This is a genomic window from Ruminococcus flavefaciens (assembly GCF_900108555.1).
Taxonomy (GTDB): domain Bacteria; phylum Bacillota; class Clostridia; order Oscillospirales; family Ruminococcaceae; genus Ruminococcus; species Ruminococcus flavefaciens_P.
The window spans coordinates 271,636-298,102 of the sequence record NZ_FNWV01000004.1; the positions used below are offsets into that span (position 1 = coordinate 271,636).

Below are 26,467 nucleotides of genomic sequence, written 5' to 3' on the forward strand. Positions count from 1 at the left end.
CCCTTGATATATGATGATTTTATTCTATCAAAAATTGCCTTTTTTGTCAATATCCCCGCGTATAAAACAAAAAAGCTCCCGAATGGGGAGCTTATCATACTTATTCGATCGTAACAGAGACCTTCTGGTCCTTTTTAGCTGCGCCAGCGCGCATTATTGTACGGAGTGCCTTTGCGATCCTGCCCTGCTTACCGATAACTCTGCCCATATCATCAGGAGCAACGTTAAGGTGGAATACGATAACGCCCTCTTCATCAGGAGCATCTTCGGTAATATTGATAGCGGACTTGTCTTCTACGAGGCCTGCTGCGATAGCATAAAGTAAATCTTTCATAGTAAAACCTCCGTTCAAGCTCTGGGACAGAGGCAGAGACCTTACGCCTCTCCTCTTCCATTAAGCTTTAGATCAAAGAACGCCCTCTTTCTTGAGGAGTTCCTTTACTGTATCAGTAGGCTGAGCACCATTAGCGATCCAGCTCTTAGCCTTATCAGCGTCGATATTAACAACTGATGGCTCCTTTGTAGGATCATAGAAACCGATCTCTTCGATGAAACGACCGTCTCTTGGGTATCTTGAATCAGCAACTACTACACGATAGAAAGGAGCCTTCTTAGCACCCATTCTTCTGAGTCTGATCTTTACTGCCATTTGAATTCACCTCCGTATGATTGATAATGATATATTCAAGCGGCGGGAGACCGCATTGAAAGCTTTAGAAAGGCAGATTTCCGCCGCCCTTGCCTGTATACTTGTCGAAGTTCATGCCTGCAAGGTTCTTTCTTGCCTTACGCAGTGACATCTTGCCGTTTTTGCCTGTAAACTGCTTCATAATGGACTGCATCTGGTCAAACTGCTTGAGAAGTCTGTTTACGTCCTCGACCTTTGTACCCGAGCCCTTTGCGATACGCTTTTTGCGTGACGGGTTTATGATAGAAGGCTTAGCTCTTTCAGCCTTGGTCATTGAGGTTATCATAGCCTCGATCCTGCCAAGCTGGCTCTCGTCGATATCGGCTTCCTTGATCTTGTCGCCGACGCCCGGGAGCATACCCAGTATAGACTTCATTGAGCCCATACGCTTGATAGACTTCATCTGGTCGAGAAGATCGTCCATATCGAACTTGTTCTCCTTGAACTTCTTGGTGAGCTTTTCAGCGTCCTTCTGGGACATAACGTTCTCAGCCTTTTCGATAAGGGTAAGAACATCGCCCATGCCCAGTATTCTCGAAGCCATACGCTCAGGGTGGAACTGCTCGAAATCGTCAAGCTTTTCGCCCATACCAACGAACTTGATCGGCTTACCTGTTACAGAGAGTACAGACAGTGCCGCACCGCCTCTTGTATCAGAGTCAAGCTTTGACATGAGAACACCTGTGATACCAACAGCATCATCGAAAGCCTTGGCAACGTTTACAGCGTCCTGACCTGTCATAGCGTCAACTACCAGCATGATCTCATCGGGCTGAGTTTCGCTCTTGATATTTACAAGCTCTTCCATGAGAGCTTCATCTATATGGAGACGACCTGCTGTATCTATGATAAGGATATCGTGACCGTAGTCCTTAGCATAGGCAAGTGCCTTCTTAGCGATAACAACGGGATCAGTCTGTCCCATTTCAAATACCTTGACATCAGCCTTTGCGCCGACTACCTGTAACTGATTGATAGCGGCAGGACGGTAGATATCGCAGGCAGCCAGAAGCGGACGGTGTCCCTCTTTCTTTAAAAGCTTAGCCAGCTTGGCGGCGTGGGTAGTTTTACCCGAACCCTGAAGTCCGCACATCATGATGACCGTAGGCGGCTTTGATGCCATATTTATACGTGAATTGCTGTTGCCCATAAGGGATACCAGCTCTTCGTTAACTATCTTTATTACCTGCTGTGCAGGAGTAAGGCTTGACAGCACTTCTTCTCCGACAGCACGTTCTGTAACGCTCTTTACAAAGTCCTTAACGACCTTGTAGCTGACATCAGCTTCGAGAAGTGCAAGACGCACCTCACGCATAGCCTCTTTAACATCAGACTCGCTGAGCTTTCCTCTTGATTTGAGCTTTTTAAAGACGGTATTCAGTTTTTCTGAAAGTCCCTCGAATGCCATGTCGAGCCTCCTTCTGTCTTAGTATATTTATAACAGCTCCGTTACCTTTGCGGTCTCGGAGAGTATGGTATTTCTTGCATCTTCGTCTGTGATATGCTCTGCGGCGGACTGTATGCGTCCGAAGCATTCACGCATTTTGCCGAGCCTTTCGGCAAAACCAAGCTTTTCCTCATAGTTGAGGAGTATATCCTCGGTGCGTTTTATGATACTGCGCACAGCCTGTCTCGTAATATCAAGGGGCTGACCTATCTCCGCAAGGGAAAGGTCCTCGCAGTAATAAAGCTCCATGATACTGCGCTGGTGCTCTGTGAGCAGGTCGCCGTAACAGTCAAGAAGCATTACAAATTTAAGTTCCTTAGCCATTTTTGCCGCACCTCTCTTAGGTGTAATACAAAATCACTTTACACATTATACTACATATCACATACTTTGTCAAGGGGTAAATGAAATAATTTTATTGCTGTGTCTGCTGAGTAAGGTCGGAATAGGTAATGCTTACGAAATCCACTATGCCCTGCTCGTCAAAGGATACCGCGATATTATGACCGCGGGCAATGCCGTGAGCGTCCTCGCCGAGGGTGATACCGTAGTGGTATATATGGGTATACGGCTTTTCTACCATGTCCTCAGACTCAGGCTGACCTACAAGGTACTCGACATCGGCTATAGTTGATATCTGTGGAGTTATGCCGTATATATCGCAGTCGCTGGTCTTTATGGCGATACTGTACATAACGCTGTCCTTCTCCCTGCCCGTATAGCAGTTTTCGAGAGATACCGTGCCCATTTCCACACCATTATAATATAGTGTAGCATAGCCGCTTCCCTCTTTGAGTCCGTAGTCCTTCCTGTCGTAGTATTTGAACTCCCAGTCCTTGCCAAGCTTGACTATAGGCAGGGGCAGGTCAAAATGCTGTCCCTTAATGTTTATCATACTTCTTACGGCATCAACGTCGAATGTTCCCGCAGGAGCGGTATGAGGCTCGACAGTTGGTGCTACCTCGAAAGGGATATCGGGCTTGTTTTCGTCCTCAAGACAGCTTGTCAGAGAAAAAAGCATCGCGCCTGCAAGAAGCAGTAACGGTAATCTCTTCATGTCATTCTCCTGCCTTTCCTATTTTTTCTCCAAGCTTTACCACAGTCTCTATACCCTCGGCGGAATTGCACAGTATATCATGGTCAACGCTGATACTGTCCCTGCCGAAGAGCATTACTATAGTAGAGCCGCCGAACTCAAATCTGCCCTTTTCCTCGCCTCTGACGAAGCTTGCTTCTCCGTGGTTGTTGACTATGCGTCCCACCATCATAGCTCCCACCTCTATCTGCACAACATCGCCGAAATTCTCGGTATGGAGCACTGTGTACTCGCGGCAGTTGCGCTTGTAGATGTTGTAGCGTTCGAGAGCTATGGGGTTTACGGTGTGAAGCTCGCCTGCGATAAAGGTATTATCGGTCTTTGTGCCATTGTCGATATAGCAGTAGCGGTGGTAATCGTCCACTTCGAGACGGAATATAAGGCAGTATCCGCCGCAGAAACGCTTTGCGAGGAAGTCGTTCTGCAAAAGGTCGCTTACTCTGTAGCGCGAACCCTTTATGCGGAATATGCTGTTCTTCGATATCTTATGCGCCGTAAGCTTTGAGTCGCAGGGGCTTATAAGATGCTTGGGAATATAGTCCACAGGACGCTTATCGGGCTTTACAAGACGGGTGAAGAAGTCGTTATACGAGCGGAAATCACACATCACATACTGTGAGGTATCAATGCCGCTTCTTTTGATGAATGGCTTTATGAGAAGCTTTGAAGCTCTTGAGTCCATGAACGCTCCTGCCGCTTTGGATACGCAGGGAGCGGTGAGAGTTTTCAGCGCAACTCGTCCAAGTGAGCAGCCGTAAAGCTTTTTCAGCAGCTTGTTCTGTTTTTCATTGGTGACGATAATATCGCCGTTTCGTGTTTTTATCATGTTACAGCTCCTTGCTCAGTCTCAAAGGCGGGCATTTGCAAGCATGAGTTTTATTCTGTTTTCCTGATTTACTCTTGTAGCTCCCGGATCATAGTCTATGGCTACGATATTTGCATTTGGGTTGTCCTCCTTGATAGCTCTTGACATACCCTTTGCAACGATATGGTTTGGCAGACAGCCGAAGGGCTGAGTGCAGATGATATTCTCAACGCCCGACTTTGCAAGTGCAGCCATTTCCGCAGGAATGAGCCAGCCCTCGCCCATGACTACGCCCTGATTTATGTACTTGTCGGCAAGCCTTCTCAGGTGCTCGAAATCGTGGAGAGGCTCAAAGCTGCCCTGCTCCTTCATAACGTTTATGAGCTCCTTCTGCTTTGCGTAGATGAGCTTATAGCCTATCTTATTGAAAACCGAGCTCTTTGTGGGGTGGTCGTATATCTTTGCATTGTTGAAGTTTGCAACAGCGCAGTACATGACGAATTCCAGAAGTGACGGAACTACAGGCTCGCAGCCCTCGGATATGAGGAAGTCCTCAAGGTGGTTGTTGGCAAGGGGCGAATATTTTACGTATATCTCGCCGACTATGCCAACTCTTATCTTTTTCTCGCCGCTGAGCTGTATTGATGCGAAATCATCGAGTATATCCCTGTATATCTTCTTTGTTTTCAGGAACATCTTACTGCCCTTGCGGAAGATATTGCAGAGTCTCCTGTGCCATTTATCCAGCATCTTCTTGGACTCGCCCTTGTTTATCTCATAGGCTCTGCACTTGTTATAGCAGGTCATGAGCAGGTCGCCGTAAAGGACTGCATAAAGCATCTGCATGAACATAGGCGCGGTTATCCTGAATGCGCTGTCCTTTTCAAGTCCGCTGAAATTAAGTGATACAACGGGTATCTGAGGATAGTTCTTTGCAACTGCCTTTCTCAGCAGGTGGATATAGTTCGATGCACGGCAGCCGCCGCCTGTCTGAGTGATGAGGAGAGCTGTCTTGTCGGGATCGTACCTGCCGCTTTTCAGCGCGTCCATGAACTGTCCTATAACGAGGAGAGCAGGATAGCAGGCGTCATTGTGGACGTTTTTCAGTCCCTCATCGACAACTGAACGGGAGTCGTTCCTCAGCAGCTCCAGCTTATAGCCCTTTGCTTCAAAGATAGCAATGAGCATCTTGAAGTGTATGGGCAGCATATCGGGAACGAGGATAGTGTGAGTTTTTATCATATCCTCGGTAAATCTTGCATATTCAGGCATAAAAACCTCCATATATCATCTTCATAGCCTAAGCTTATGCTACAGGCTGTGCCTCGGGCTTTTTGGCAGGCTTCTGCTCTGCCTGCTCCATAGCGGCAACAAGGCTTCTCAGTCTTATCCTTGCCGCACCGAGATTGTTTATCTCGTCTATTTTAAGCTGTGTATAGAGCTTACCGCGGCTTTCGAGGATATGTCTCACCTCATCGCCTGTAACCGCGTCAATTCCGCAGCCGAATGATACCAGCTGTATGAGCTGCATATCGGGCTGTGTGGTAACGTACTTGGCTGCACGGTAAAGTCTCGAATGATAAGTCCACTGATTGAGTACCCCAAGCTTCGGTGTACTTGCAAGACCTGCAACGCTGTCCTCGGTTATCACAGCCATACCGAGACTTGATACCAGCTTGTGTATGCCGTGGTTTATCTCCTTGTCGATATGGTAAGGTCTGCCTGCGATGACGATTATCTTGCGTCCCTCGGCTCTTGCCTGATCTATTATCTCCAGTGCCTTGCGCGTAACTGAGTTATGATACTTTTCAAGGGCTTCGTAAGCCTTATCCACTGCCTCGGATATCTTTCCCTTGACGTTGTACCTGCCCAGCACCTGTCCCAGCACCTTTATGACGTTCTTTCTGATGTTCAGGTCAAGGTATGGGTGAACGAAGTTCTTATTGTTGAGTCTTGGGTTGTTTGCAAGGAGAAGCTCGGGATAGTAGGCTACGACAGGGCAGTTGAAGTGGTTATCGCTGCCGCCCTCGTCAAGGTTATAGCTCATGCAGGGATAGAATATGAAATCCACACCCTTGTCAAGAAGGTTTTCGATGTGTCCGTGAGTGAGCTTTGCAGGATAGCATACCGTATCCGAGGGGATAGTGTGCTGACCGAGATAGTACATATCACGGGAGCTCTCATCGGAGATAACAGTCCTGAAACCGAGAGTAGTGAACAGCATATGCCAGAAGGGCAGCTGCTCGTAAAAGCCCAGTGCAAGGGGAAGTCCCACTGTGCCGCGGAAACGCTTTGGCTGGTGAGTCTTTACGGTATTGAGTATACTGTCATACTTGAACTCGTAAAGATTGGGGACTGTGTTCCTGTTGGCGATACCGCCGCCCTTTTCACAGCGGTTGCCCGAGATGAAGCGTCTGCCCTTGCCGAAGTTGATGATATTCAGCTGACAGTGTGCGGTACAGCCGCCGCAGTTAGCCGAACGTGACTCGTATGTGAAGTTTTCGAGCTCATCGGCAGAGATAAGCTTTGAAGTCTCGCCGCTTGCTCTCTCCTTTGCGTAGAGTGCGCAGCCGAATGCTCCCATAAGTCCCGAAATAGCAGGACGGATAACGTTTCTGCCAAGCTCTTTCTCGAATGATCGGAGAACTGCGTCATTGAGGAATGTACCGCCCTGTACTACGATGTTTTTGCCGAGATCATCGGGAGAATTTGCACGTATTACCTTGTAAATGGCGTTCTTGATGATAGACGATGAAAGTCCTGCGGAGATATCCTCAACGGTAGCACCGTCCTTCTGCGCCTGTTTTACCGAGCTATTCATGAATACGGTACAGCGCGAGCCAAGGTCAACAGGGTGCTCCGCGAAAAGTCCCAACTGAGAGAACTCGGAGATATCGTAGCCGAGAGCCATTGCAAAGGTCTGTATGAAAGAGCCGCAGCCCGAGGAACAAGCCTCGTTGAGCATGATGCTGTCGATGCTCTTGTTCTTTATCTTGAAGCACTTGATGTCCTGTCCGCCGATATCAATGATGAAATCAACATCGGGGCAGAAATATGCAGCAGCCTTGAAGTGGGCAACTGTCTCAACTATGCCGTGGTCAACGGAAAGACCTGCCTTTATAAGGTCCTCGCCGTAACCCGTAACTGCCGAGCCCTTTATGGTTATCTCGGGGTTCATAGCCGAATATATGCGTCTGAGCTGGTCGGCTATCTTGTCGAGAGGCTGTCCCTGATTTGAGGAGTAATGATTGTAGAGCATACGTCCGTCATCGGTTATGAGTACAAGCTTCGTAGTGGTAGAGCCTGCGTCGATACCGAGATAAGCATCGCCCTTATATGTACGTATATCGGCATATCCGAGGTCGAACTTCTTGTGGCGGTCGATGAACTCGTCATACTCTGAGTGTGAACGGAAAAGGGGTTCACCTGTAACGATAGCGTCAGAAGCCTTTGCAGTGCGTATCTTTTCGATCATATCGCCTATCTTGTACGCTTCCGCAGCCTTAGCTGCATACAGTGCGCAGCCGTAAGCCACGAATACGGGAGCTTCCTGCGGAAATACAGCGTGTTCCTCATCGAGCCCGAGAGTCCTTACGAAAGCCTTTTTCAGTCCCTTTAAGAAGAACAGCGGACCGCCGAGGAAAAGGACTTTTCCCTCGATAGTGCGTCCCTGAGCCAGTCCCGAAACGGTCTGGTCGACAACTGCCTGAAAGATACTTGCGGCAACGTCCTCGCGCCTTGCTCCCTGATTGAGAAGCGGCTGTATATCGGACTTTGCGAATACTCCGCAGCGTGAAGCTATAGGGTGTATCTTCTGCGCGTGGAGAGAAAGCTCGTCAAGCTCATCGGCTGTAATGCCGAGAAGTGTTGCCATCTGGTCGATGAATGCACCTGTACCGCCTGCACAGGTACCGTTCATACGCTGCTCGACTCCGCCTGTAAGGAAGATTATCTTTGCGTCCTCGCCGCCAAGCTCGATAACTGCATCGGCATCGGGCTGTTTCTCCTTAACTGCAAGGAAAGCCGCATGGACTTCCTGAACGAAAGGTATATCCGCAGAATTGGCAAGTCCGAGACCTGCCGAGCCTGTGATGCAGACTGTGAATTCCTCATCGGGATAGTCCGCCTGTATTATTTTAAGCTGATCTGTAACAGTTTCCTTTACTTTGGAAAGATGACGCTGGTATTTCGAGTAGATTATGTTGTTGTCAGCGTCCGTTATGACCGTTTTTACTGTGGTCGAACCCACATCAATGCCCAGTGAATATTTATTTGACATTTTACACCTCAGTAGAAGTAATCATATGGCGGAAACCTGCGCTCCGCCGCTATCTTATTATTATACCATTTTTATATATAAATGTAAAGTGCATTTTTCGCGGTTGTTCTGCGTAGCGGTTGAAGATGTATGTAGAGTATGATATAATTAGCGTATATTCGATACTTATCAAGTATAGCACGAAAGATTTTCAATGTCAATTTGAAAAAATTAGTTTTTTTCTGTAACGAATGTGCTTTTAATGCAACTAATAAGTGAACGTTCAAGGAGAGGAGGCGGCGCGATGTCGTCGGATATGGAAAAATACTACAAAGAAAACGGCAGAAAGGTGTTCCTTTATCTGATGACTCTGTGCGGAAACTCCGATACTGCCGAGGAGCTCACTCAGGAGACCTTTTACCGCGCTATCCGCTCCCTGAAGAAATACAAGGGCGAGTGCTCCGTTTATACGTGGCTTTGCAGTATCGCCCGAAACGCCTGGCTCGAGGAGCTCCGCAAGCGCAGAAAACACAAGACCGAGGAGATAAGTAAGCTAATAGAGGATACCGCTCCCCGTCCCGACGAGAAAGCGGAAAGTTCCGACGGACGGCTGCGCCTTCTGAAAAAGATACATTCCCTGCCCGAAACGGAAAAGGAAATAATACTGCTCCGCGCGTCACAGGAGCTGAGCTTCCGCGAGATAGGTGAGATATTCGGCAAGACAGAGACATGGGCGCGAGTGACCTACTATCGCGCCAAGCAGAAACTTATGTAGGGGGCGATACCCACATTGCCCCGTCGTGTCATGATAAAAATAACGGGCTGATGCAGGCATCAGCCCCTACACGAAAAAGGAGTTGATCTTATGAAATGCAATATCGTGAAAGACCTTTTGCCGCTGTACTGCGACAAGCTAACATCTCAGGACAGCAACGAAGAAATAGAAAAGCATCTCCATGACTGTGAGGAGTGCAAGGCAGTCTATGAGAGCATGAACAAAAAGGAAGATGATATAAATATCCCTAATAAGGACATAAAACCACTGAAAAAGGTGAAAAAACGCATAAAGCTGAAAATAATCGCCGCTATCATCGGCACACTTGCAGTGCTTGCAGCCGCATTTGTTTTCCTGTTTGTGGGAGTTATACCCATTAGCTCTGATAAGCTCCACTATACAGCCGAAATCACGAATGTGAACACATATAGCTGGAGTGATAAAGCTGACATTACCGATAGCAACAATGACGGAATACCAGACGCTGCCGAAATCGACTCGCGCGAAGAACTTATAGTCCGCATTATGCCGGACTGCAGCAACGCAAGATATGTTGAGCACAGGGATTTCGGGGATTTCTCAGATATGACAAATTACAAACTGTCAATGGAGATATATCCAACTTTCAAGCTTCCGTTTGACGACCGTGGCGATCGCCCTAATGTCTTAGTCCACGGATTCCCTGACGTAAAAGAGGGCAGCACCCTCACTATCCACTGTCGTGACAAAGATGTTGTTATCGACCTCTGGCAGCTCTACCTCGACACAAAAGAAAAAGAACAATGACCTCTTTCGGACGGCTTTATGCCGTCCTTTTTGCATCGTTCGGCATACACCGGACGTCGAGGACGGTGCGGGTGTCCGGGGGACACCTCTGCCAGAGGCAGAAGCACCGACCGAGCCGACAGGCGAGAACGTCCCCTACAGGCTACAGGCTAAAGGCTAAAAAGTTGTTGACATAAAATAGTGCAGGTGATATAATAGATTATATATGTATATTTGCGGCTGTATGCCGTATATGATATAAAGTTGAGAGTTGAGAGTTGAGAGTTGAGAGTTGTTCTGCTATTAAGTACGCGAACACATTCATTCTCAATTCTACATTCTCCATTCTCAATTAATAACGATCTGGAGATAATAGAATTGATAAAGACAGTTAACGGTTTAAAGATAAACTACGAGGAAAAGGGCGAGGGCGACCTTATCGTACTGCTTCACGGCTGGGGCAGCAATATCACCCTTTTCGCCAACATGATAGAGCTCCTCTCTAAGAAGTACAAGGTAGTTGCTATGGATATGCCGGGCTTCGGAAAGAGCGAAGAGCCTAAGGAAGTATGGGACGTGAGCTCATATGTGCAGTTCGTCATCGACTTCCTCAAAGACTACGGCACAAAGGAAGTAATGCTTCTCGGTCACAGCTTCGGCGGACGTGTCATTATAAAGATGCACAGCCGTGATGACCTGCCTTTCAAGGTGACTAAGGTCATTCTCGTGGACAGCGCAGGTATCATGCCGCCAAAGTCGGGTAAAAAGACATGGCGTCAGCGTTATTACAAAATGGGCAAGGCTGTCCTCTCATGGGGCATAGTCAAGAAGCTCTTCCCCGATGCGCTTGAGAACTTCCGCAAGAAAATGGGCAGTGCGGACTACGCCGCCGCTTCACCCATGATGCGTCAGGTAATGGTCAAGGTAGTCAACGAGGACTTAGAGCCATATCTGCCCAATATCAAAGCTCCCACACTGCTCGTATGGGGCGTGAACGATACGGCTACTCCCCTGTCCGACGGCGAGAAAATGGAGAAGCTCATACCCGATGCAGGTCTTGTAAAGCTGGAAAATGCAGGACATTATTCCTTCCTCGAACAGCAGTTCACATTCAACCGCGTGATGTGCTCGTTCCTCAAAATAGAATAATAGTTGAGAGTTTAGAGTTGAGAATTGAGAGTTAATAGGCTTTTTCAGATAAGTCTGCGAAGCAGACACCGCAACTCTCAACTCTCCACTTTCAACTCTCAACTTCATTACAAGGAGAATAGTATGAATTTGGTTTTATGGATAATATATGCGGTCATTTCGCTGACTGCTGCTGTTTTTCTCGGGCTGAGGGAGTTCCATATGCTCCAGCTCAACGGCTACAAGACCCCCGAGCACTCACGCTGGATGAAGAAAAACAAAAACAGGTATATACTCCCTGCGGTGCTGCTGTGTGCGCAGTTCCTGCTTATACCGCTCCACGGCGGTCTGAGGACGGCTCTCGTCATAGTGCTGTGCTTCTTCAATGCAATAATAGCCCTTACAAACAAGCCGGGCAAGAAGTTCAAGAAGCCACTTGTGTACACAGCCCGTATGAAGCGCATGATGATAACCTGCGGCATACTCATCGCAGTATTCTACGTAATAGCTGTTTTAAAGGGAGAGACTACGGTCTATATCTGCCGTATATGGAACGAAGCTCACACAGACTTCACCTATGACTCTATGGAAAAACGCTGGTTCATATCGGCTCTGCCATATATACTTGTGGGCTCGGCACTGTATCTCACACCTATACTGGTTCCGCTGTCCAATCTTATCAATAAGCCCATAGAAAAGGCAGTACAGAACTGGTACATCAACGACGCAAAGCGCATACTCTCCGAGTGTCCCACACTTCACAAGGTCGGTATCACAGGAAGCTACGGCAAAACAAGCATGAAGTTCTACCTTGACGAGCTTCTCAATTCACAGTACAACACGCTGAAAACTCCCGAGAGCTTCAATACTCCTATGGGAGTTACCATAACCATACGCCGCGACTTGAAGCCTACTCACGAATACTTCATCTGTGAAATGGGTGCAAGACGAGTTCACGAAATTAAGGAGCTCTGCGGCATTGCCGATCCCCACGACGGCATAATCACTTCCGTAGGTCCTCAGCATTTAGAGACCTTCGGCTCTATCGAGAATGTAGTTAATACCAAGTTCGAGCTTGCCGACCATGTAAAGGCAAAGGGCGGTAAGATATACCTCAACGGCGACAACGAGCTTATCCGAAAGAAAGCTCCCGAGTACCCCAATGCTGTGCTTTACGGACTTTCCGAGGGCAGCCACTACCGCGCAACTGATATATCCGTATCCGACAGAGGTACTGAGTTCACGGTAACTGCTCCGAACGGCGAGACACAGCGTTTCTCAATGAAGCTTCTGGGCGAGCACAATGTTCAGAACGTCCTCGGAGCTATCGCCTACGCACACGGTACGGGCATATCACTTGAAAAGCTGACGCTCCCCGTTAAGCGTATAGCCGCAGTACCACACAGATTACAGCTTCTCGACAAGGGCGGAAATATGACCTTTATCGACGACGCATACAACTCAAATCCCAACGGCTGCCGTGCAGCTCTCAATGTCCTCGGTCTTTTCGATGCCTGCCGTATACTGGTAACTCCGGGTATGGTAGAGCTTGGCGCAAAGCAGGAGGAGCTGAATTTCGAGTTTGGTCAGGAAGCTGCAAAGGCTTGTGACCATATAGTTCTTGTGGGCAAGGCTCAGACAGTGCCTATATATAACGGTATCAAGGACGCAGGCTACGATATGGACAACGTTTTCGTTGCGGACAGTCTGGGCGAGGCTCTCACCCACGTAAATGCATATCAGACCGACAAGAAGAAAATAGTCCTTCTTGAAAACGACCTGCCCGACAACTATTAAAGCCATTAGCTATTGGCTGTTAGTAGGGGACGCCGCCCTCGGCGTCCCGCGAAACACATTATATAACCAACGGGAGCCCGAGGGCGGGTTCCCCTACTAAGAGCTAATGGCTAACGGCTAAGGGCTCAAATAAAAGGAGTAATTACAATGAAGATCAATCTTGCAGTTCTTTTCGGCGGAAGAAGCGTTGAACATGAGGTATCAGTTATCTCTGCTGTTCAGGCTATGGCAAGCATAAACAAGGAAAAATACAACATTATCCCTGTCTATATGACAAAGAAGAGCGAATTCTGGACAGGCGAAAAGCTCATGGACATCAACAGCTTCAAGGATATACCTGCACTCCTCAAAGAGTGTACCGAGTGCGTTTTCGTAAGAAGCGAGGGCAAGGTGCAGCTTATCCGCCAGAAAATGAAGAAGTTCGGCACTAATGTCATTTCCGATATCGACGTTGCATTCCCTATCGTTCACGGTACAAACGTTGAGGACGGCGCATTGCAGGGATATCTCCAGACTCTCGACCTGCCTTATGTAGGCTGTGACGTACTGGCTTCTGCTATCGGCATGGACAAATTCGTAATGAAGATACTCCTTAAAGACGCAGGCTTCCCTGTACTTGACTGCTGCCGTTTCTCCTCATACGAGATAAACGACATGGACAGAATGGTGGAGACAGTCGAGAAAAAGTTCGGCTATCCTGTTATCGTTAAGCCTATCAACCTCGGTTCAAGCGTTGGTATCTCAAAGGGCAAGGACAGAGACAGCCTTATCAAGTCTATCGAAGAGGCTTTCGAGTTCGCTGACCGTATCCTCATCGAGCCATGCGTAGTACAGCTCAAGGAGATAAACTGCGCCGTAGCAGGCGACAGCGAGTCCGCAGAAGCTTCCGTATGTGAAGAGCCTGTACAGGCAAGCGGCGATGATATCCTCAGCTACGACCAGAAGTACGTAGGCGGCGGCAAGGGCGGCAGCAAGGGTATGGCTACCCTGAAAAGAAAGATACCTGCTGATATCACACCCGAGCAGGACGAATTCATCAGAAAGACCGCAGTTGACGCATTCCGCTATCTTGGTCTCAACGGCGTTACACGTATCGACTTCATGATAGATATGGCTACAGATAAGGTCTACATAAATGAGATAAACACTATCCCGGGCTCTCTTGCATTCTATCTCTGGGAGCCAAAGGGCGTGAAGTATACCGAGCTCCTCGAAAGACTTATCCAGCTTGCTCTCAAACGCTACAGACAGGGCGAGAAGATAAGCTATACCTTCGATACAAATATCCTTTCAATGGGCGGAAGCTTCGGTTCAAAGGGCAGCAAACGCTAAGGCAGCGTGACGCTGCACCCTAACCCCATTGCGAGCTGAGCCAGCTCGACCGCTTGCCACGTTGTCGCTCGTAAACTCGCTTACTCTTATCAACGTCCTTACTCGTACATCGCTTACGGCACTTTTAATTCCGAATTAAATCCACCGTTCCCTACAATACTACTCACTACTCTCTACTCACTACTCACTTGCGGACTGCCAAATAAGCAGTGCCCCAAATCTGTGATTTGGCTGGCAATGCTATCTTATTTCCATTGGCTCTGTTTCTTCCTTTTATACTTCATTAATGTACTGTTTAACAGGGGGGATAAAATGAAAAAGCTGCATATATTACCGCTGGCAGAAAAAATAACTGCCGACAACCTTTACTCTGCACCGACCGAAAGAAAGCTGCCGTCTGTAAAAATACCCTCGGCAGTATATACCGTCTTAGCTGTTATATCATTTATCGCCTGTTATACCGATCCTGTCATCGGCATTATCGCATTCGGTATACTGTTCATTGTTGCAGGTATAGACGGCAAAACAGGAAAGAACAAAAAAGGCACAACAGCAGAGAAAATGATATGGACAAGGCTCCCCCTATTATTCATGGGTATTTTCTTCATATTAACGGGTATATTCATATTAATATCGGAAGAGCCCTCAAGAAGCGCCAATACCGACATGACCAGAGCGTATTTCATGTTGATGCTGAAACTGTTTCTCATTGCTTTTGCAGTATTGGGAATATCGAGACTTATCATGCTTGTGACTGTCGAGCTTGCCCTGCGCAGCAGGCGAGAACACTGCGGTACACTTGTACACATCGAGCCCGACATAGCAGCTGCGGACTGTACAGTCACTGCATCGGATACCGAATACAAGTGCCATGTTCCCGTATACAAATACTACTATGAGGGAATAGGCTATCGCTTCACGGACCATTCAAGGGATCTGTATTTCTTTTCGCCTACAGACTCATCTCTGGTATACGTAGATCCCGAAAAGCCCGATCGTTATTATTCTCCCAATCTCTTTGCAGATAACGGTGAGAACCTTATAGAATTCCTTCAGTTTTTAGGGTATATGTTCGTCTTTTCAATTCCCTTGCTGGTAGTGCTGCTTTTCAAATGATAAAATATACCGCTGACTTATGTGATAATGGGGGGAAAAAATGAAAAAGCTGAATATACTGCCATTGGCGGAAAAAATAAGTGCCGATGACATATACAAACCTGTACCCGCTGAAAAGGGATTTAAAATAACTTTCCCTTTCTATGTTTACCTCTCTATGTTCGCCGTAATGATGATCTGTGCCTTCATTTGTCTGCCTTTATGTATGTTCTTGTTCGGAGCTTCTTTCGTAATGGCAGGGCTTGACAGCTCGGGGACTATCAGACATAACAGAAAAGTAGTCGAAAACAACGCATGGAACCGTCTGCCTTTCCTTATTATCGGATTGCTGGTGTGCTCCATGACTGTGGCTGTCACATTGTCAAGCATAAAAAACAAGGGCAGCAGAGGCTCGGCGGATATGAGCAGTGCAAATATTATATTGACACTGTTTGCACTGGCTGTTGCGGCAATAATCATCGGCAGGCTGATTTTTCTTGTGATAAATGTTCTGGCTGTATCGAGCAGGAAAAGACACTGCACCTGCCCTGTACACGTGGAAGGTGACACCCTTTCCTTCTATGCTGTCGATCCGTCACAGAATACCGAAGCTCATTACAGCAATCCTGTATACAAATACTATTACGAGGGCGAAAGCTACCGTTTCGCAGACCACGAAAGCCTGGTATCATTTTTCAATGACCAGCCTGTTCTTAAGGTATATATTGATCCGGATGAGCCTGAAAGGTACTATTCACCCTATCTTTTCAGACGGAATGCCTACAAGCTGAAAAGCTATCTAAAAACAATGTTTTTCCTTTTATTGTTCACGTCTCCTATCTGGGGAGCATTACTCGTCAAATACTTAGTTAACAATAATATAATTTAAAATTAAGGAGGGTTTAAAATGACCGAAAAAGAAAAACAGCAGGCAGGAGAGCTTTACTGCGCAGGTTCTCCCGATCTTGTAAACGAGAGGATAAAAGCCAAGAAGCTTTGCTCTGAGTACAACTCTATCGAATACAACGATTATCAGAAGCGCGAACGCGTCCTCGCAAGACTTCTTCCGCTGAAAAGCGAAAATGCCACGATAGAGCCGAATTTCTTCTGCGACTACGGCTATAACATCATACTGGGCAGTAATTTCTACGCAAACCATAATCTCGTTATCCTTGACTGTGCAGAAGTCACCTTCGGCGATAATGTCTTTGTCGGTCCCAACTGCGGCTTCTATACCGCAGACCACCCTATTGACGCTGATACGAGAAATCAGGGACTTGAGTCCGCAAAGCCCATAAATGTCGGAAACAATGTATGGATAGGCGGCGGTGTTACCGTCCTCGGCGGAGTTACCATAGGCGATAATACAGTCATCGGCGCAGGAAGCGTTGTCATAGAGGATATCCCTGCAAACTGCATTGCCGCAGGAAATCCCTGCAAGCCAATAAAGCCTATAGAGTCAAGACCTTCCGAGATACCGCCTGAGAGAGCAGAAACAAAATTCAAGACTCCCGCAAAAACCGAGCCTCCCAAGCGCAGACACATCGAGGTCAAGCTTGTGAGCAGCACTGACGATAAATAATACGAAAGGACGACTGAACCATGAACACTCTGCACTTCAAATACGCTGTTGAGATCGAAAAAACGCGCTCTATAACACAGGCTGCTGAAAATCTCTACATGGCTCAGCCTAATCTGAGCAAGGCTATAAAAGAACTGGAAAGCACCCTCGGCATCACTATCTTCCGCCGTACCTCAAAGGGCGTTATCCCTACGGATCAGGGGCTTAAATTCCTCGATTACGCAAAGCAGATACTCATACAGATAGACAATATGGAGGCTATACACTCCCCTGACAAGCCAAAAAACAGCCGTCTGCGCATATCCGTGCCGAGAACGGGCTATATCTCAAAGGCTTTCTCGGAGTATATCGCTTCCCTTGATACACCCGAGGATATGGAAGTATTCTTCTGCGAGACGAATTCGCTGAGAACTATCGAGAATGTCCGCGAAAACGGCTATGATTTCGGCGTTATACGCTATAATACCGCTCACGAGAAGTACTTCACAGACTTCCTCGCCGAGAAAAACTTAGACGGCAAGCTCCTCTGGGAGTTCGAGATGCTGGCTGTAATGTCAGCCGAACACCCTGCCGCAGGTGCTGATGTGATAACCTATTCCGATCTGTCCTGCAACTACACAGAGCTTGGACAGGGCGATGACGCTGTTCCCTATGTTTCGGGAGCTGTGGAGAAGCTCTATGCTTCAAACCGTCCTGCCGATGTACCCGTGAGAAAGGTCTGTATGTACGACCGCGGAAGTGCTCTCGACTTCCTGCTCACTGTGCCACAGGCTTTCATGCTGGACTCTCCCATGCCTGCAAGCCTCTGCGGAAAATATGGGCTTGTCCAGAGAAAATGCGCTTTCCCCGACAACAGCTTCAAGGATATGCTCATCTATACATCGGGACATAAGCTCTCGGATAACGAGCTGAAGCTGGTAAACCGCCTGTATGAGGTAAGAAACGAAAGTGCCTTTGCCGAGTATAAATAAGGCATATAGCATATGGAATATGAATATTCCGTACAGGAATAGACAAAAACTGTAAAAACAACAAAACACAAGGGCGGCTTTTTGCCGCCTTTTCTCTTTTTTCCATTCATTTCCGCCCTTTACAAGGCTTTGTCAAGCAATTGTCAAGGTTTATTTCGTTACAAGAATATCGATATCGGAATACCGATATTCTACTGTTATATTTGTACAACATAGTTTTGTGTGATATAATATTGAATATATCGTGCAGTACCTGTATCTGATGAGGTCAATGGGGATATCACGGAAATTTCCTGTACTGCAAATCTAAAGCAAGGAAGGTTAGGACAATGTTTGAAATTCTTGAAAAAAGAACTCTCAATCCCACCGTTACTCTTATGAGGATCAACGCTCCCAAGGTAGCAAGAAAGGCTGAACCCGGTCAGTTCATCATTCTCAGAACTGATGCTGACGGAGAGCGTATACCGCTTACAATCGCGGATTTCGACCGTGAAAAGGGCTCTGTTACCATCATTTTCCAGATAGTAGGAGCTACAACAGAAAAACTCAATCACCTTAACGAGGGCGACTGCCTTCAGGACTTCGTTGGTCCTCTCGGCAGAGCTACTGAGACAGAGGGACTTAAAAAGGTAGCCGTTGTAGGCGGCGGCGTTGGCTGTGCTATCGCTTACCCTGTTGCAAAGAAGCTCCACGAGCTGGGCGTTGAGGTACATTCTATAGTTGGTTTCAGAAATAAAGACCTTGTTATCCTTGAAGATGAATTCAAGGCTTCAAGCTCTAAGTTCGTACTTATGAGCGATGACGGTACAGCAGGCGAAAAGGGACTTGTTACAGATGCTCTCAAAAAGCTCATCGAAAGCGGTGAGAAGTATGACAGAGTTATCACTATCGGTCCTCTCATCATGATGAAGTTCGTCTGTCGTCTTACAAAAGAATACGAGATACCTACTGTTGCTTCCATGAACCCTATTATGATAGACGGTACAGGTATGTGCGGCGGCTGTCGTCTTACTGTTGGCGGTCAGACAAAGTTTGCCTGCGTTGACGGTCCCGAATTCGACGGTCATCTCATCGACTTCGATGAGGCTATGGCAAGAGGTGCTATGTACAAGCCTTTCGAGCGTCATGCCTACGAAGAAGCCTGCAATCTGTTCAAGGAGGTAAAGTAAAATGCCTAATATGTCACTTACAAGAAACGAGATGCCTGTACAGGCTCCCGATGTGAGAAATAAGAATTTCAGCGAGGTAGCTCTCGGCTATACCGAGGAACAGGCTATCGACGAGGCTAAGAGATGCCTTAACTGCAAGAACAAGCCATGTTCAACAGGCTGTCCCGTACAGATAGATATCCCTGCATTTATCGCTCAGGTGGCTGAGGGTAATTTCGCAGAGGCTTACAAGATAATCACAAAATCAAGCTCACTCCCTGCTGTATGCGGCAGAGTATGTCCTCAGGAGACACAGTGCGAGAGCAAGTGCGTAAGAGGCGTAAAGGGCGAGCCTGTTGCTATCGGCAGATTAGAGCGTTTCGTTGCAGACTGGCACAATGCACAGCCTGAGACAGCTCCCGAGATACCTGCAAAGAACGGTCACAAAGCTGCTGTTATCGGTTCGGGTCCTTCAGGTCTTGCCTGTGCAGGCGACCTTGCAAAGAAGGGCTATGACGTTACTATATTTGAAGCTCTCCACGTTGCAGGCGGAGTTCTTTCCTACGGTATCCCTGAGTTCAGACTTCCCAAGTCTATCGTTCAGAAAGAAATAGGCGGACTCAAGGCTCTCGGCGTAAAGGTAGAGACTAATACTGTAGTCGGCAAGACTATCTCTGTTGACGAGCTTATGAATGAGGAAGGCTTCGAGAGCGTATTCATCGGCTCAGGTGCAGGTCTCCCAAGATTTATGAATATCCCCGGTGAGAACCTCAACGGCGTTTACTCCGCAAACGAATTCCTCACACGTATCAACCTCATGAAAGCATACAAGGAGGGCAGTGCTACTCCTATCAAGGCAGGTACAAAGGCTGTGATCGTAGGCGGCGGCAACGTTGCTATGGACGCAGCCCGCTGCGCTAAGAGACTTGGTGCTGAGGTATACATCGTATACAGACGTACAGAAGCAGAGCTTCCTGCAAGAGCTGAGGAAGTTGAGCACGCTAAGGAAGAGGGCATCATCTTCAAGTTCCTCACAAATCCTATTGAGATACAGGCTACAGATGACGGCTGGGTAAAGAGCGTTCACTGTCAGCAGATGGAGCTCTCAGAGCCTGATGCTTCGGGCAGAGCTAAGCCTGTTCCGATAGAGGGTGCTTTCGTTGATATCGAGGCTGACTGCGTTATCATGTCTATCGGTACTTCACCAAATCCGCTCATCAAGTCCACAACAGCAGGTCTTGATACTCAGAAATGGGGCGGCATCATCGCTGATGACAACGGTCTCACATCTAAGGAAGGCGTTTACGCAGGCGGAGACGCTGTAACAGGTGCAGCAACTGTTATCCTGGCTATGGGTGCAGGCAAAAAGGCTGCTGCTGCTATGGACGAATATATGCAGAACAAGTAAGCCCTCTGACGGAGGTATACCATGGAAAAAAACATTACCTCACAGACACTTTCAAGGCTTCCGATATACTTCAATTACCTTGTATCACTTCCGGAGGAGAGAAAAAAAGGGAACATATCAGCTACAGCTATTGCTGAGGCTCTCGGACTCAACGATGTACAGGTGCGAAAAGACCTTGCTTCGGTGAGCAGCGGCGGTCGCCCGAAAGTGGGATATATTACCTCGGAGCTTATCGGCGATATCGGCAAATTCCTCGGCTTTGAGAACCACGATAAGGTGGTAGTGGCAGGTATGGGAAACTTCGGAAGAGCTATGCTGGAATACAACGGCTTCGAGGCTTACGGCTTTGATATAATCTGCGGCTTTGACTGCAATAAAGAGCGTGTGGGCAAAAATGTAGGCGGCAAGCCTGTCCGTCATATCGACGAGCTTGAGGATTTCTGCCTTAAAAATGATATCCGTATCGGTATCATTACCGTGCCCGAAACAGCCGCACAGGAGGTCTGTGACCGTATGGCAGAGGCTGGGATAAGATTTATCCTTAACTTTGCAGCAGTACATATAAACGCTCCTAAGGGAGTTGCGGTGCATAATGAAAATATTTCCCTCACCCTTGCAATGCTTGCAAGGTGCAGCGCGAGCTGAGCCGGCTCGACCGCTAACCACGTTGTCACTCGTAAACTCGTTCACTATCATCAAAATTGATACCCGTACATCGCTTACGGCATATTTATAATTCATTTAAGCAAAAAGGGGCTGCGATTGCAGTCCCTTTTTTTATTATTGTGGCGTAAGGCTCGGGTTACAGCGCGTAATTTTTGGGTTATGTGTAATTTACGGGCGAACACTGTTCGCCCCTACAGCGCAGAGCCTGCGCCCACTTACTCGTCCGTGTATCATCAAAAGGGCAGTTGCTTCTCGACACGGGGAATATCATCGGTATTGACGGGCGAGCGGAACTCGCCCCTACACTCTACTTTCTGATTACTACTTTCTGATTACTACTCACTATGCACTAACCAATAATCACTAAAAAAGGACTGCGATTGCAGTCCTTTTTTTATTATTCTTTTTCCTCAGCAGCTGATGTTGCTGTTGCAGCTTCTTCTAAATCAAAGTCTGCTTCTGCTTCAGTTTCAAGATCGATCTTCATTTCCATATCTTCAGGTATTTCCTTGAAGTCGTCAACCTTTTCGAGAACTGCCTCGTTCTGCTCGGTATCGCCCTCGTCTGAAAGATTAAGGATCATCTTACCGCCTTCATTTTCAAGGAAAACTTCGTCTTCATCGAATACTTCCTTGCTGATGAGCTGGATCTTTCCGTCCTTGTTCTCCCACTCGATATCCTCAGGCTTGTTCTCTTCATTGAAAATGAACGAATAGAATGTGCCCTTGTTGTCGTCTTTAAGCTCGATCTGGAAAAGTGCATATGCATCTACACCATAAAGGCTGTCCATTTCCTGACCGTCAAGGATAAGCTTGCTGCACTGCCATTTGCCTACAGCGTCTTTGCTGTCAATACTTTCAGCTTTGCCTGATTCTGTTGTTGTCTCAGCAGCTTCTGTAGTTGCCTCAGCAGTTGTTTCTGCAACAGTTGTAGTCTCTTCCTTTGCGTCTTTCTCCTTAGCATCGCCGCAGCCTACCATAGATGATAAGATACAAACAAGTGCGAGAGATGAACAAATAAGTTTTTTCATAGTTTTTATCCTCCATAATATAAGCCTTAGTCAGTTTAATATCCCATTTTTACCTGACTTTTTTGACCTCGTGAATTATATCACCCTTTTTTTCATCTGTCAAGTTTCAAAAAAATGTCCGCACACCCGTTTTCGGGCTGTTTCGCACTGTTTTCAGCCGATTTATCAGCAATTAGCAACAAAAATAGCATTTCGTTCTTGATATATTTCGCTATTAGATAGAAAATTTAAACTATTATTCCAAAGCCGCCTGATAAAGTCGCTTAAACCGCGAAAAACGGCGGAAAGTCCGCCGTTTTCGTTGTTATTATTCGTCAGCTTCTTCAGCCTCGTCCTCGTCAGCTTCATCATCATCGCTGCCAAGATCGCCGAATGGATTTTCAGGCATTTCCTTGAAGGAGTCTACCTTTACAAAGTACATCTTTACCTCTTCGCCCTTGCCGTCTTCCGACGATTCGTCTTCATCAGCAACGCTCATTATCATCTTGCTGCCGTTCTTTTCGAGGATAGCCTCTTCACCGTCAAATGCCTCATTGTTTACAAGCTTGATCTTGCCGTCCTTCTGCTTCTCCCATGTGAGATCAACAGGCTTTCCTTCAGTGCTGAAAGCTGAGTCTACTGTGCCCTTATTTCCCTCTTTAAGCTCGATCTGATATATAGCATATGCGTCTACACCAAAGAAATTATCCATTTCTTCGCCGTCCATTACGATCTTTTCGCACTCCCACTTACCGAGGAAGTCGTCCTTATTATCCTTCTTAGAGCCGCAGCTTGCAAATGATGTTGCAACACAAATTACAGCGAGTGATGAACAAAATAATCTTTTCATAGTCATAATTAAATCCTCCATAAATATATGTATGTTCAGTTCGAGTTCATCGTAACTTTGAATAAGTTCGTCTGAACCCTTTTGACATTATGAATTATATCACACTTTTTTCAGTTTGTCAAGTTTTTGCCAAAAAATTTTTATGCACAGTTTTTGCCTGTTCTACGACAGATCCGAAATTTATGTTAGTATATGATAACATTTTTACGGAGCATTTTCAGTAATTTGCTCTGCGTTGACACATATCGCCTTTAATGATATAATTAAAGCATACCAAATAACCGTCTGACAGCGATCATCGCCCCGAACGCGGTTCAGGAAACGCTTCATTTCACAGAAGGAAAAAACTATGCAGGATAAAAGTACCAACGATATACGCGAATTCAGTCTCCTTGCTCCGGAAAGTTCTGACAGATACTTCAACCTTAGCGGTAATACTGCAAATGATCTCTCGGTAGATTTCATTGCGCAAAGCATTACAAGCAATTCTACAGAAAAAAACATCATTAGCAGGATATTGCTTGATATGCCCACTGACGAAAGAATAATCAACTACCGCAGAGCAGTCTACACGGAACTCAGTAACTCCCCCGAGCTCTGCGAGGAGCTCTTTGAAATATTTGACGCTATGCGCTTCTATGTCAGCGATTCCTTTAACCGTATCGAAAAAGGCTCTACTATATGGGAGCTTCTCACGCGGCTCAAATCCCTCGAACATTATTCAAGCTCAATAATCAGGCTGAATGAGACTATAAAAGGTCATGATTTCAAATCAGAGGGCATGAAAAAGTTCGCTGATTATATCTCTGATATATATGATAACAGCGGCTTTGATGAGCTTACAAAGGACATAGCAGGCATAAGTGACGAAATTGCCAATATCCACAGCCTTACTATCGGTGTCAATCTGAATGAGAACTTCTATCCCGAGGAAACGGGTATTATCTCACTGAATACTTACTGGTTCGGCGAGCAGAGCGTTCTTGGACGCTTTATGAAGTACCACCGACAAGATCAGATAAACGATAAGGACCTCATGCCGTTCACAATGGAGATGCACAATGACGGTCTTGACAGGATATCCAAGAAATTCGGCAAAGACAGTGCCATGAACCGTCCCACAGACAGTCCCCTCATGAACAATCTCAACAAGATAATAGAGCGTATGCTCCCGAGCATGACTGCCAAACTGAAAAAAGTGCTCAATAAATATGTTGATACCAGCGGAAAAGCTCTCAGCGAGCTTGCTGACGAGTTCCTGTTCTATCTGAGATTTATCGAGCTTGAAAAAAAGCTCCGCAAACTCGGGCTTCCCTGCTGTTTCGGCGAATACTCCGCAGACGACTCTCATATCAGGGACTTTTATAACGTCAAGCTTGCCATATGCAAGCTGCAAAACAAGATAGATGAAGATATCGTATGCAATGATGTTGAATTTACTGACGCTAAAACCGTTCAGATACTGACAGGTCCTAACCGCGGCGGAAAAACCATACTCACTCAGGGTATCGGTCTGACTTTCCTCTTTTTCCAGAGCGGAGTCTTTGTGCCTGCGTCTTCTGCGGAAATACGCCCATGTAACGGTATCTACACCCACTTCCCCGTAGAAGAGGAGCGCACAGTATCTCTCGGCAGACTCGGTGAAGAGGCTGAAAGATTTAATTCTATCTGCAAAACCGCAGACCACGACAGCCTGCTGCTGTTCAACGAGTCCTTTGCTACCACGAGCCATACCGAGTCACTTTACATAGCAGAAGATGTGCTGAAATATCTCTGTTTCATCGGTGCGCGTACCTGCTTCAACACCCATATGCATGAGCTTGGCGAAAACGCAGATAAGCTCAGCGACAGTGGTTCAGCTTACAAGGCTGTGAGCGTAGTCATGGAAAACGAAAACGGCAAACGCTCTTACAAAATAAGCTACAAAAAGCCCGACGGCAAAAGCTACGCCCACGAAATAGCTCTTAAATACGGCATCACCTTTGAACAGCTGTGCGAAAACAAAAAATAAAAAGCCTCCGCCTTGTGCGTAATGTCATTAAGCTAACCAAATACGCTAAAGGAACAGGAGTATGTTGGGAATATTACCAGGCATACTCCTGTTATTACATTCGCCAAAATTGCATGACGAAAAGACAGATACGAGATCTGCCTGAAAAAAGATTGACATAAGCAAATAATTATGATAACCTGTAATTGAAGCCGATAGCAGAATGGCAACGAGTTTTTCTATCAGCAATACGATCAGGTCTGACAGGACACTTGTTTCTTGCTATCAGTTCTTCCACAAGTAAAGGATTTGCGTGTGCAGAGCGAAAGAATTTGATGCAGATATGTATAGCAAAAGCATAATTGATTTTATAGCGGTAATCATTATGCTTATCGTCATCTATGGTGATATTTTCGGTAATCAGCATAGAGAAGTTATACATGATAAGACTTGCAAAGATTTCCTGTATCACGCAGTCCTTTCTCTTTGAATGGAAAGCAATAAGACCAACATGGTATTTTAGCTCTCTGAATGAAGTCTCGATCCCCCAGCGCATTTTGTAGATCATCTTGATATCTTCGGCAGAGAACTCATCATCACAGAGATTGGTAACAATGGTCTCATAGTTATCTTCAGATATCTTGATTCTAATGATGCGAAATTTTAGCGGATAGGTATCTTTCGAACACTTCGGAAGAAAATCAAAAACGACCTGCGAATTAAGGAATCTAAATTTATCAGGATTCGACTTAACTTCATTTGTTTGTCTTCTTGTAAGAAGAATATCAGCAGTAAAGTCTGTCTCTTTATCGGCTGGAATATTGAATTTCTGGGCAATTCCTGCTGTTGTTTTGATTCTGATAACGTATTTCAAGCCATTATTTTCAAGGTGAGCAATAGTATTGTATGCTTCATATCCTCTGTCAGCAATGATAATTGAATCTTCGCTCAACTTTTTTGCCATACTTATGAGAGCGGTATGCTCATTTTCGCATCGACTGTCCTGTAAAACAGCATCGATATATCTACGGTTCATAAGGTCATACAATGCATTCAGATGCATAAGATTGTATCCTTTTGAATCAATATTAGCGTTGTAATGAGTGTTGTGGTCATCATGGATAGTGGGAATATGTATATCAGAACCATCCACAGCATAAAGTCTGTAACCATGAAAGAAACAGGTCTGAGAAAATGACTCGTTTAATTTATGGAACAAATGAAGAAATGCAGCAGGCAGTATCTTGGCTCTTCTCTGAACAACAGCTGAAACCGACACTGCTTTCTGATCCAGGCCATAAAACTCCATAAGCTCACTGCTAAGAGTCTGGCTGCCCATACTCAAAATAAACCGCATTGTTTTTGAGAAAGACAGCTCGCTTTTTCGAATAAAATCTCTCTTAGGATCAACTACAAAATCAGAGATATTTTTCTCCATGTTGATGATAAGAGTGTTAAGCTTATTTTTGACAATATTACAGTATTTTTGCACGGTAAAACCTCCAATCAGATGTGTATATCTGATTAGCTGCGCCGCACATTTTCGGCTTTTTGTCAATACCTTTTTGCAAAATTTACATTTTATACATAAAAAAATAATCACAGGATCATTCTGATTCCTGTGATTATTTTACTTTTCCTTAGCTTAATGACATTA

Annotated in this window: 24 protein-coding genes; 13 read left to right on the plus strand and 11 right to left on the minus strand. The window is 46.3% G+C overall.

Annotated elements, in window-relative coordinates; translation table 11 throughout:
• Positions 1–100: 100 nt before the first annotated feature.
• The 8 genes from BLW60_RS07965 to BLW60_RS08000 form a co-directional block, all read right to left on the minus strand.
• A complete protein-coding gene (locus BLW60_RS07965) occupies positions 101–334 on the minus strand; it encodes a KH domain-containing protein (RefSeq protein ID WP_024861192.1) in 234 nt (77 codons plus the stop codon).
• A gap of 72 nt (positions 335–406) precedes the next feature.
• Positions 407–649, minus strand: a complete 243-nt coding sequence (rpsP, locus tag BLW60_RS07970; RefSeq protein ID WP_074716125.1) for a 30S ribosomal protein S16 — start codon at positions 647–649, stop codon at positions 407–409.
• 64 nt (positions 650–713) lie between these two features.
• A complete protein-coding gene (gene ffh / locus BLW60_RS07975) occupies positions 714–2,096 on the minus strand; it encodes a signal recognition particle protein (RefSeq protein ID WP_074716128.1) in 1,383 nt (460 codons plus the stop codon).
• 27 nt (positions 2,097–2,123) lie between these two features.
• Complete coding sequence (gene ylxM, locus BLW60_RS07980) at positions 2,124–2,459, minus strand: YlxM family DNA-binding protein (protein ID WP_074716130.1); 336 nt, start codon at positions 2,457–2,459, stop codon at positions 2,124–2,126.
• 91 nt (positions 2,460–2,550) lie between these two features.
• Positions 2,551–3,192: a hypothetical protein gene (locus tag BLW60_RS07985; RefSeq protein ID WP_074716132.1), complete on the minus strand. Its 642-nt coding sequence runs from the start codon at positions 3,190–3,192 to the stop codon at positions 2,551–2,553.
• 1 nt (position 3,193) lies between these two features.
• Positions 3,194–4,057, minus strand: coding sequence for a phosphatidylserine decarboxylase (locus BLW60_RS07990; RefSeq protein WP_074716134.1), 864 nt, complete (start codon positions 4,055–4,057; stop codon positions 3,194–3,196).
• Between the two features lie 21 nt (positions 4,058–4,078).
• Positions 4,079–5,308, minus strand: coding sequence for a 2-hydroxyacyl-CoA dehydratase (locus BLW60_RS07995; protein WP_074716136.1), 1,230 nt, complete (start codon positions 5,306–5,308; stop codon positions 4,079–4,081).
• 34 nt (positions 5,309–5,342) lie between these two features.
• Positions 5,343–8,315 carry an acyl-CoA dehydratase activase gene (locus tag BLW60_RS08000; protein WP_074716138.1) on the minus strand — a complete coding sequence of 991 codons (2,973 nt, stop codon included), beginning with the start codon at positions 8,313–8,315 and terminating at the stop codon, positions 5,343–5,345.
• 283 nt (positions 8,316–8,598) lie between these two features.
• On the opposite strand from BLW60_RS08000, the gene BLW60_RS08005 reads away from it, so the two are divergent.
• From BLW60_RS08005 to BLW60_RS08060, 12 genes are all read left to right on the plus strand, one after another.
• Positions 8,599–9,069: an RNA polymerase sigma factor gene (locus BLW60_RS08005; RefSeq protein WP_074716141.1), complete on the plus strand. Its 471-nt coding sequence runs from the start codon at positions 8,599–8,601 to the stop codon at positions 9,067–9,069.
• Positions 9,070–9,159: 90 nt separating this feature from the next.
• The gene (locus BLW60_RS08010) at positions 9,160–9,855 is read left to right on the plus strand and encodes a zf-HC2 domain-containing protein (protein ID WP_074716144.1); all 696 of its coding nucleotides are present in this window, start codon (positions 9,160–9,162) and stop codon (positions 9,853–9,855) included.
• A 357-nt stretch (positions 9,856–10,212) separates the two neighbouring features.
• Positions 10,213–10,983, plus strand: coding sequence for an alpha/beta fold hydrolase (locus BLW60_RS08015; RefSeq protein ID WP_074716146.1), 771 nt, complete (start codon positions 10,213–10,215; stop codon positions 10,981–10,983).
• A gap of 123 nt (positions 10,984–11,106) precedes the next feature.
• Positions 11,107–12,759, plus strand: a complete 1,653-nt coding sequence (locus tag BLW60_RS08020; protein ID WP_074716148.1) for a Mur ligase family protein — start codon at positions 11,107–11,109, stop codon at positions 12,757–12,759.
• A gap of 147 nt (positions 12,760–12,906) precedes the next feature.
• Entirely contained in the window at positions 12,907–14,091 is a 1,185-nt protein-coding gene (locus BLW60_RS08025; RefSeq protein ID WP_074716150.1) for a D-alanine--D-alanine ligase family protein, read from the plus strand.
• Positions 14,092–14,403: 312 nt separating this feature from the next.
• On the plus strand, positions 14,404–15,207 hold the full coding sequence (locus BLW60_RS08030; RefSeq protein ID WP_074716152.1) for a hypothetical protein: 804 nt from the start codon (positions 14,404–14,406) through the stop codon (positions 15,205–15,207).
• A 40-nt stretch (positions 15,208–15,247) separates the two neighbouring features.
• Positions 15,248–16,075, plus strand: coding sequence for a hypothetical protein (locus BLW60_RS08035; protein ID WP_074716154.1), 828 nt, complete (start codon positions 15,248–15,250; stop codon positions 16,073–16,075).
• An 18-nt stretch (positions 16,076–16,093) separates the two neighbouring features.
• Positions 16,094–16,768 (plus strand): sugar O-acetyltransferase, encoded by a 675-nt coding sequence (locus BLW60_RS08040; protein ID WP_074716157.1) that lies wholly within the window; start codon positions 16,094–16,096, stop codon positions 16,766–16,768.
• Positions 16,769–16,788: 20 nt separating this feature from the next.
• Positions 16,789–17,739, plus strand: a complete 951-nt coding sequence (locus tag BLW60_RS08045; RefSeq protein ID WP_074716159.1) for a LysR family transcriptional regulator — start codon at positions 16,789–16,791, stop codon at positions 17,737–17,739.
• 329 nt (positions 17,740–18,068) lie between these two features.
• Positions 18,069–18,908 (plus strand): sulfide/dihydroorotate dehydrogenase-like FAD/NAD-binding protein, encoded by an 840-nt coding sequence (locus BLW60_RS08050; protein WP_072947912.1) that lies wholly within the window; start codon positions 18,069–18,071, stop codon positions 18,906–18,908.
• 1 nt (position 18,909) lies between these two features.
• The gene (gene gltA / locus BLW60_RS08055) at positions 18,910–20,295 is read left to right on the plus strand and encodes an NADPH-dependent glutamate synthase (RefSeq protein WP_074716161.1); all 1,386 of its coding nucleotides are present in this window, start codon (positions 18,910–18,912) and stop codon (positions 20,293–20,295) included.
• A gap of 21 nt (positions 20,296–20,316) precedes the next feature.
• A complete protein-coding gene (locus BLW60_RS08060; RefSeq protein ID WP_074716163.1) occupies positions 20,317–20,940 on the plus strand; it encodes a redox-sensing transcriptional repressor Rex in 624 nt (207 codons plus the stop codon).
• Positions 20,941–21,358: 418 nt separating this feature from the next.
• On the opposite strand, the gene BLW60_RS08065 is transcribed toward BLW60_RS08060, so the two are convergent.
• Both BLW60_RS08065 and BLW60_RS08070 read right to left on the minus strand, forming a co-directional pair.
• On the minus strand, positions 21,359–21,991 hold the full coding sequence (locus BLW60_RS08065; protein ID WP_074716165.1) for a hypothetical protein: 633 nt from the start codon (positions 21,989–21,991) through the stop codon (positions 21,359–21,361).
• A 307-nt stretch (positions 21,992–22,298) separates the two neighbouring features.
• The gene (locus BLW60_RS08070) at positions 22,299–22,820 is read right to left on the minus strand and encodes a hypothetical protein (protein WP_139283386.1); all 522 of its coding nucleotides are present in this window, start codon (positions 22,818–22,820) and stop codon (positions 22,299–22,301) included.
• Positions 22,821–23,169: 349 nt separating this feature from the next.
• Here BLW60_RS08070 and BLW60_RS08075 point away from each other — a divergent pair, with 349 nt between their 5' ends.
• Positions 23,170–24,831, plus strand: a complete 1,662-nt coding sequence (locus BLW60_RS08075) for a MutS-related protein (RefSeq protein ID WP_074716170.1) — start codon at positions 23,170–23,172, stop codon at positions 24,829–24,831.
• A 169-nt stretch (positions 24,832–25,000) separates the two neighbouring features.
• Here BLW60_RS08075 and BLW60_RS08080 read toward each other — a convergent pair whose 3' ends face one another.
• The gene (locus BLW60_RS08080; protein ID WP_074715664.1) at positions 25,001–26,248 is read right to left on the minus strand and encodes an IS4 family transposase; all 1,248 of its coding nucleotides are present in this window, start codon (positions 26,246–26,248) and stop codon (positions 25,001–25,003) included.
• Positions 26,249–26,467: the final 219 nt, after the last annotated feature.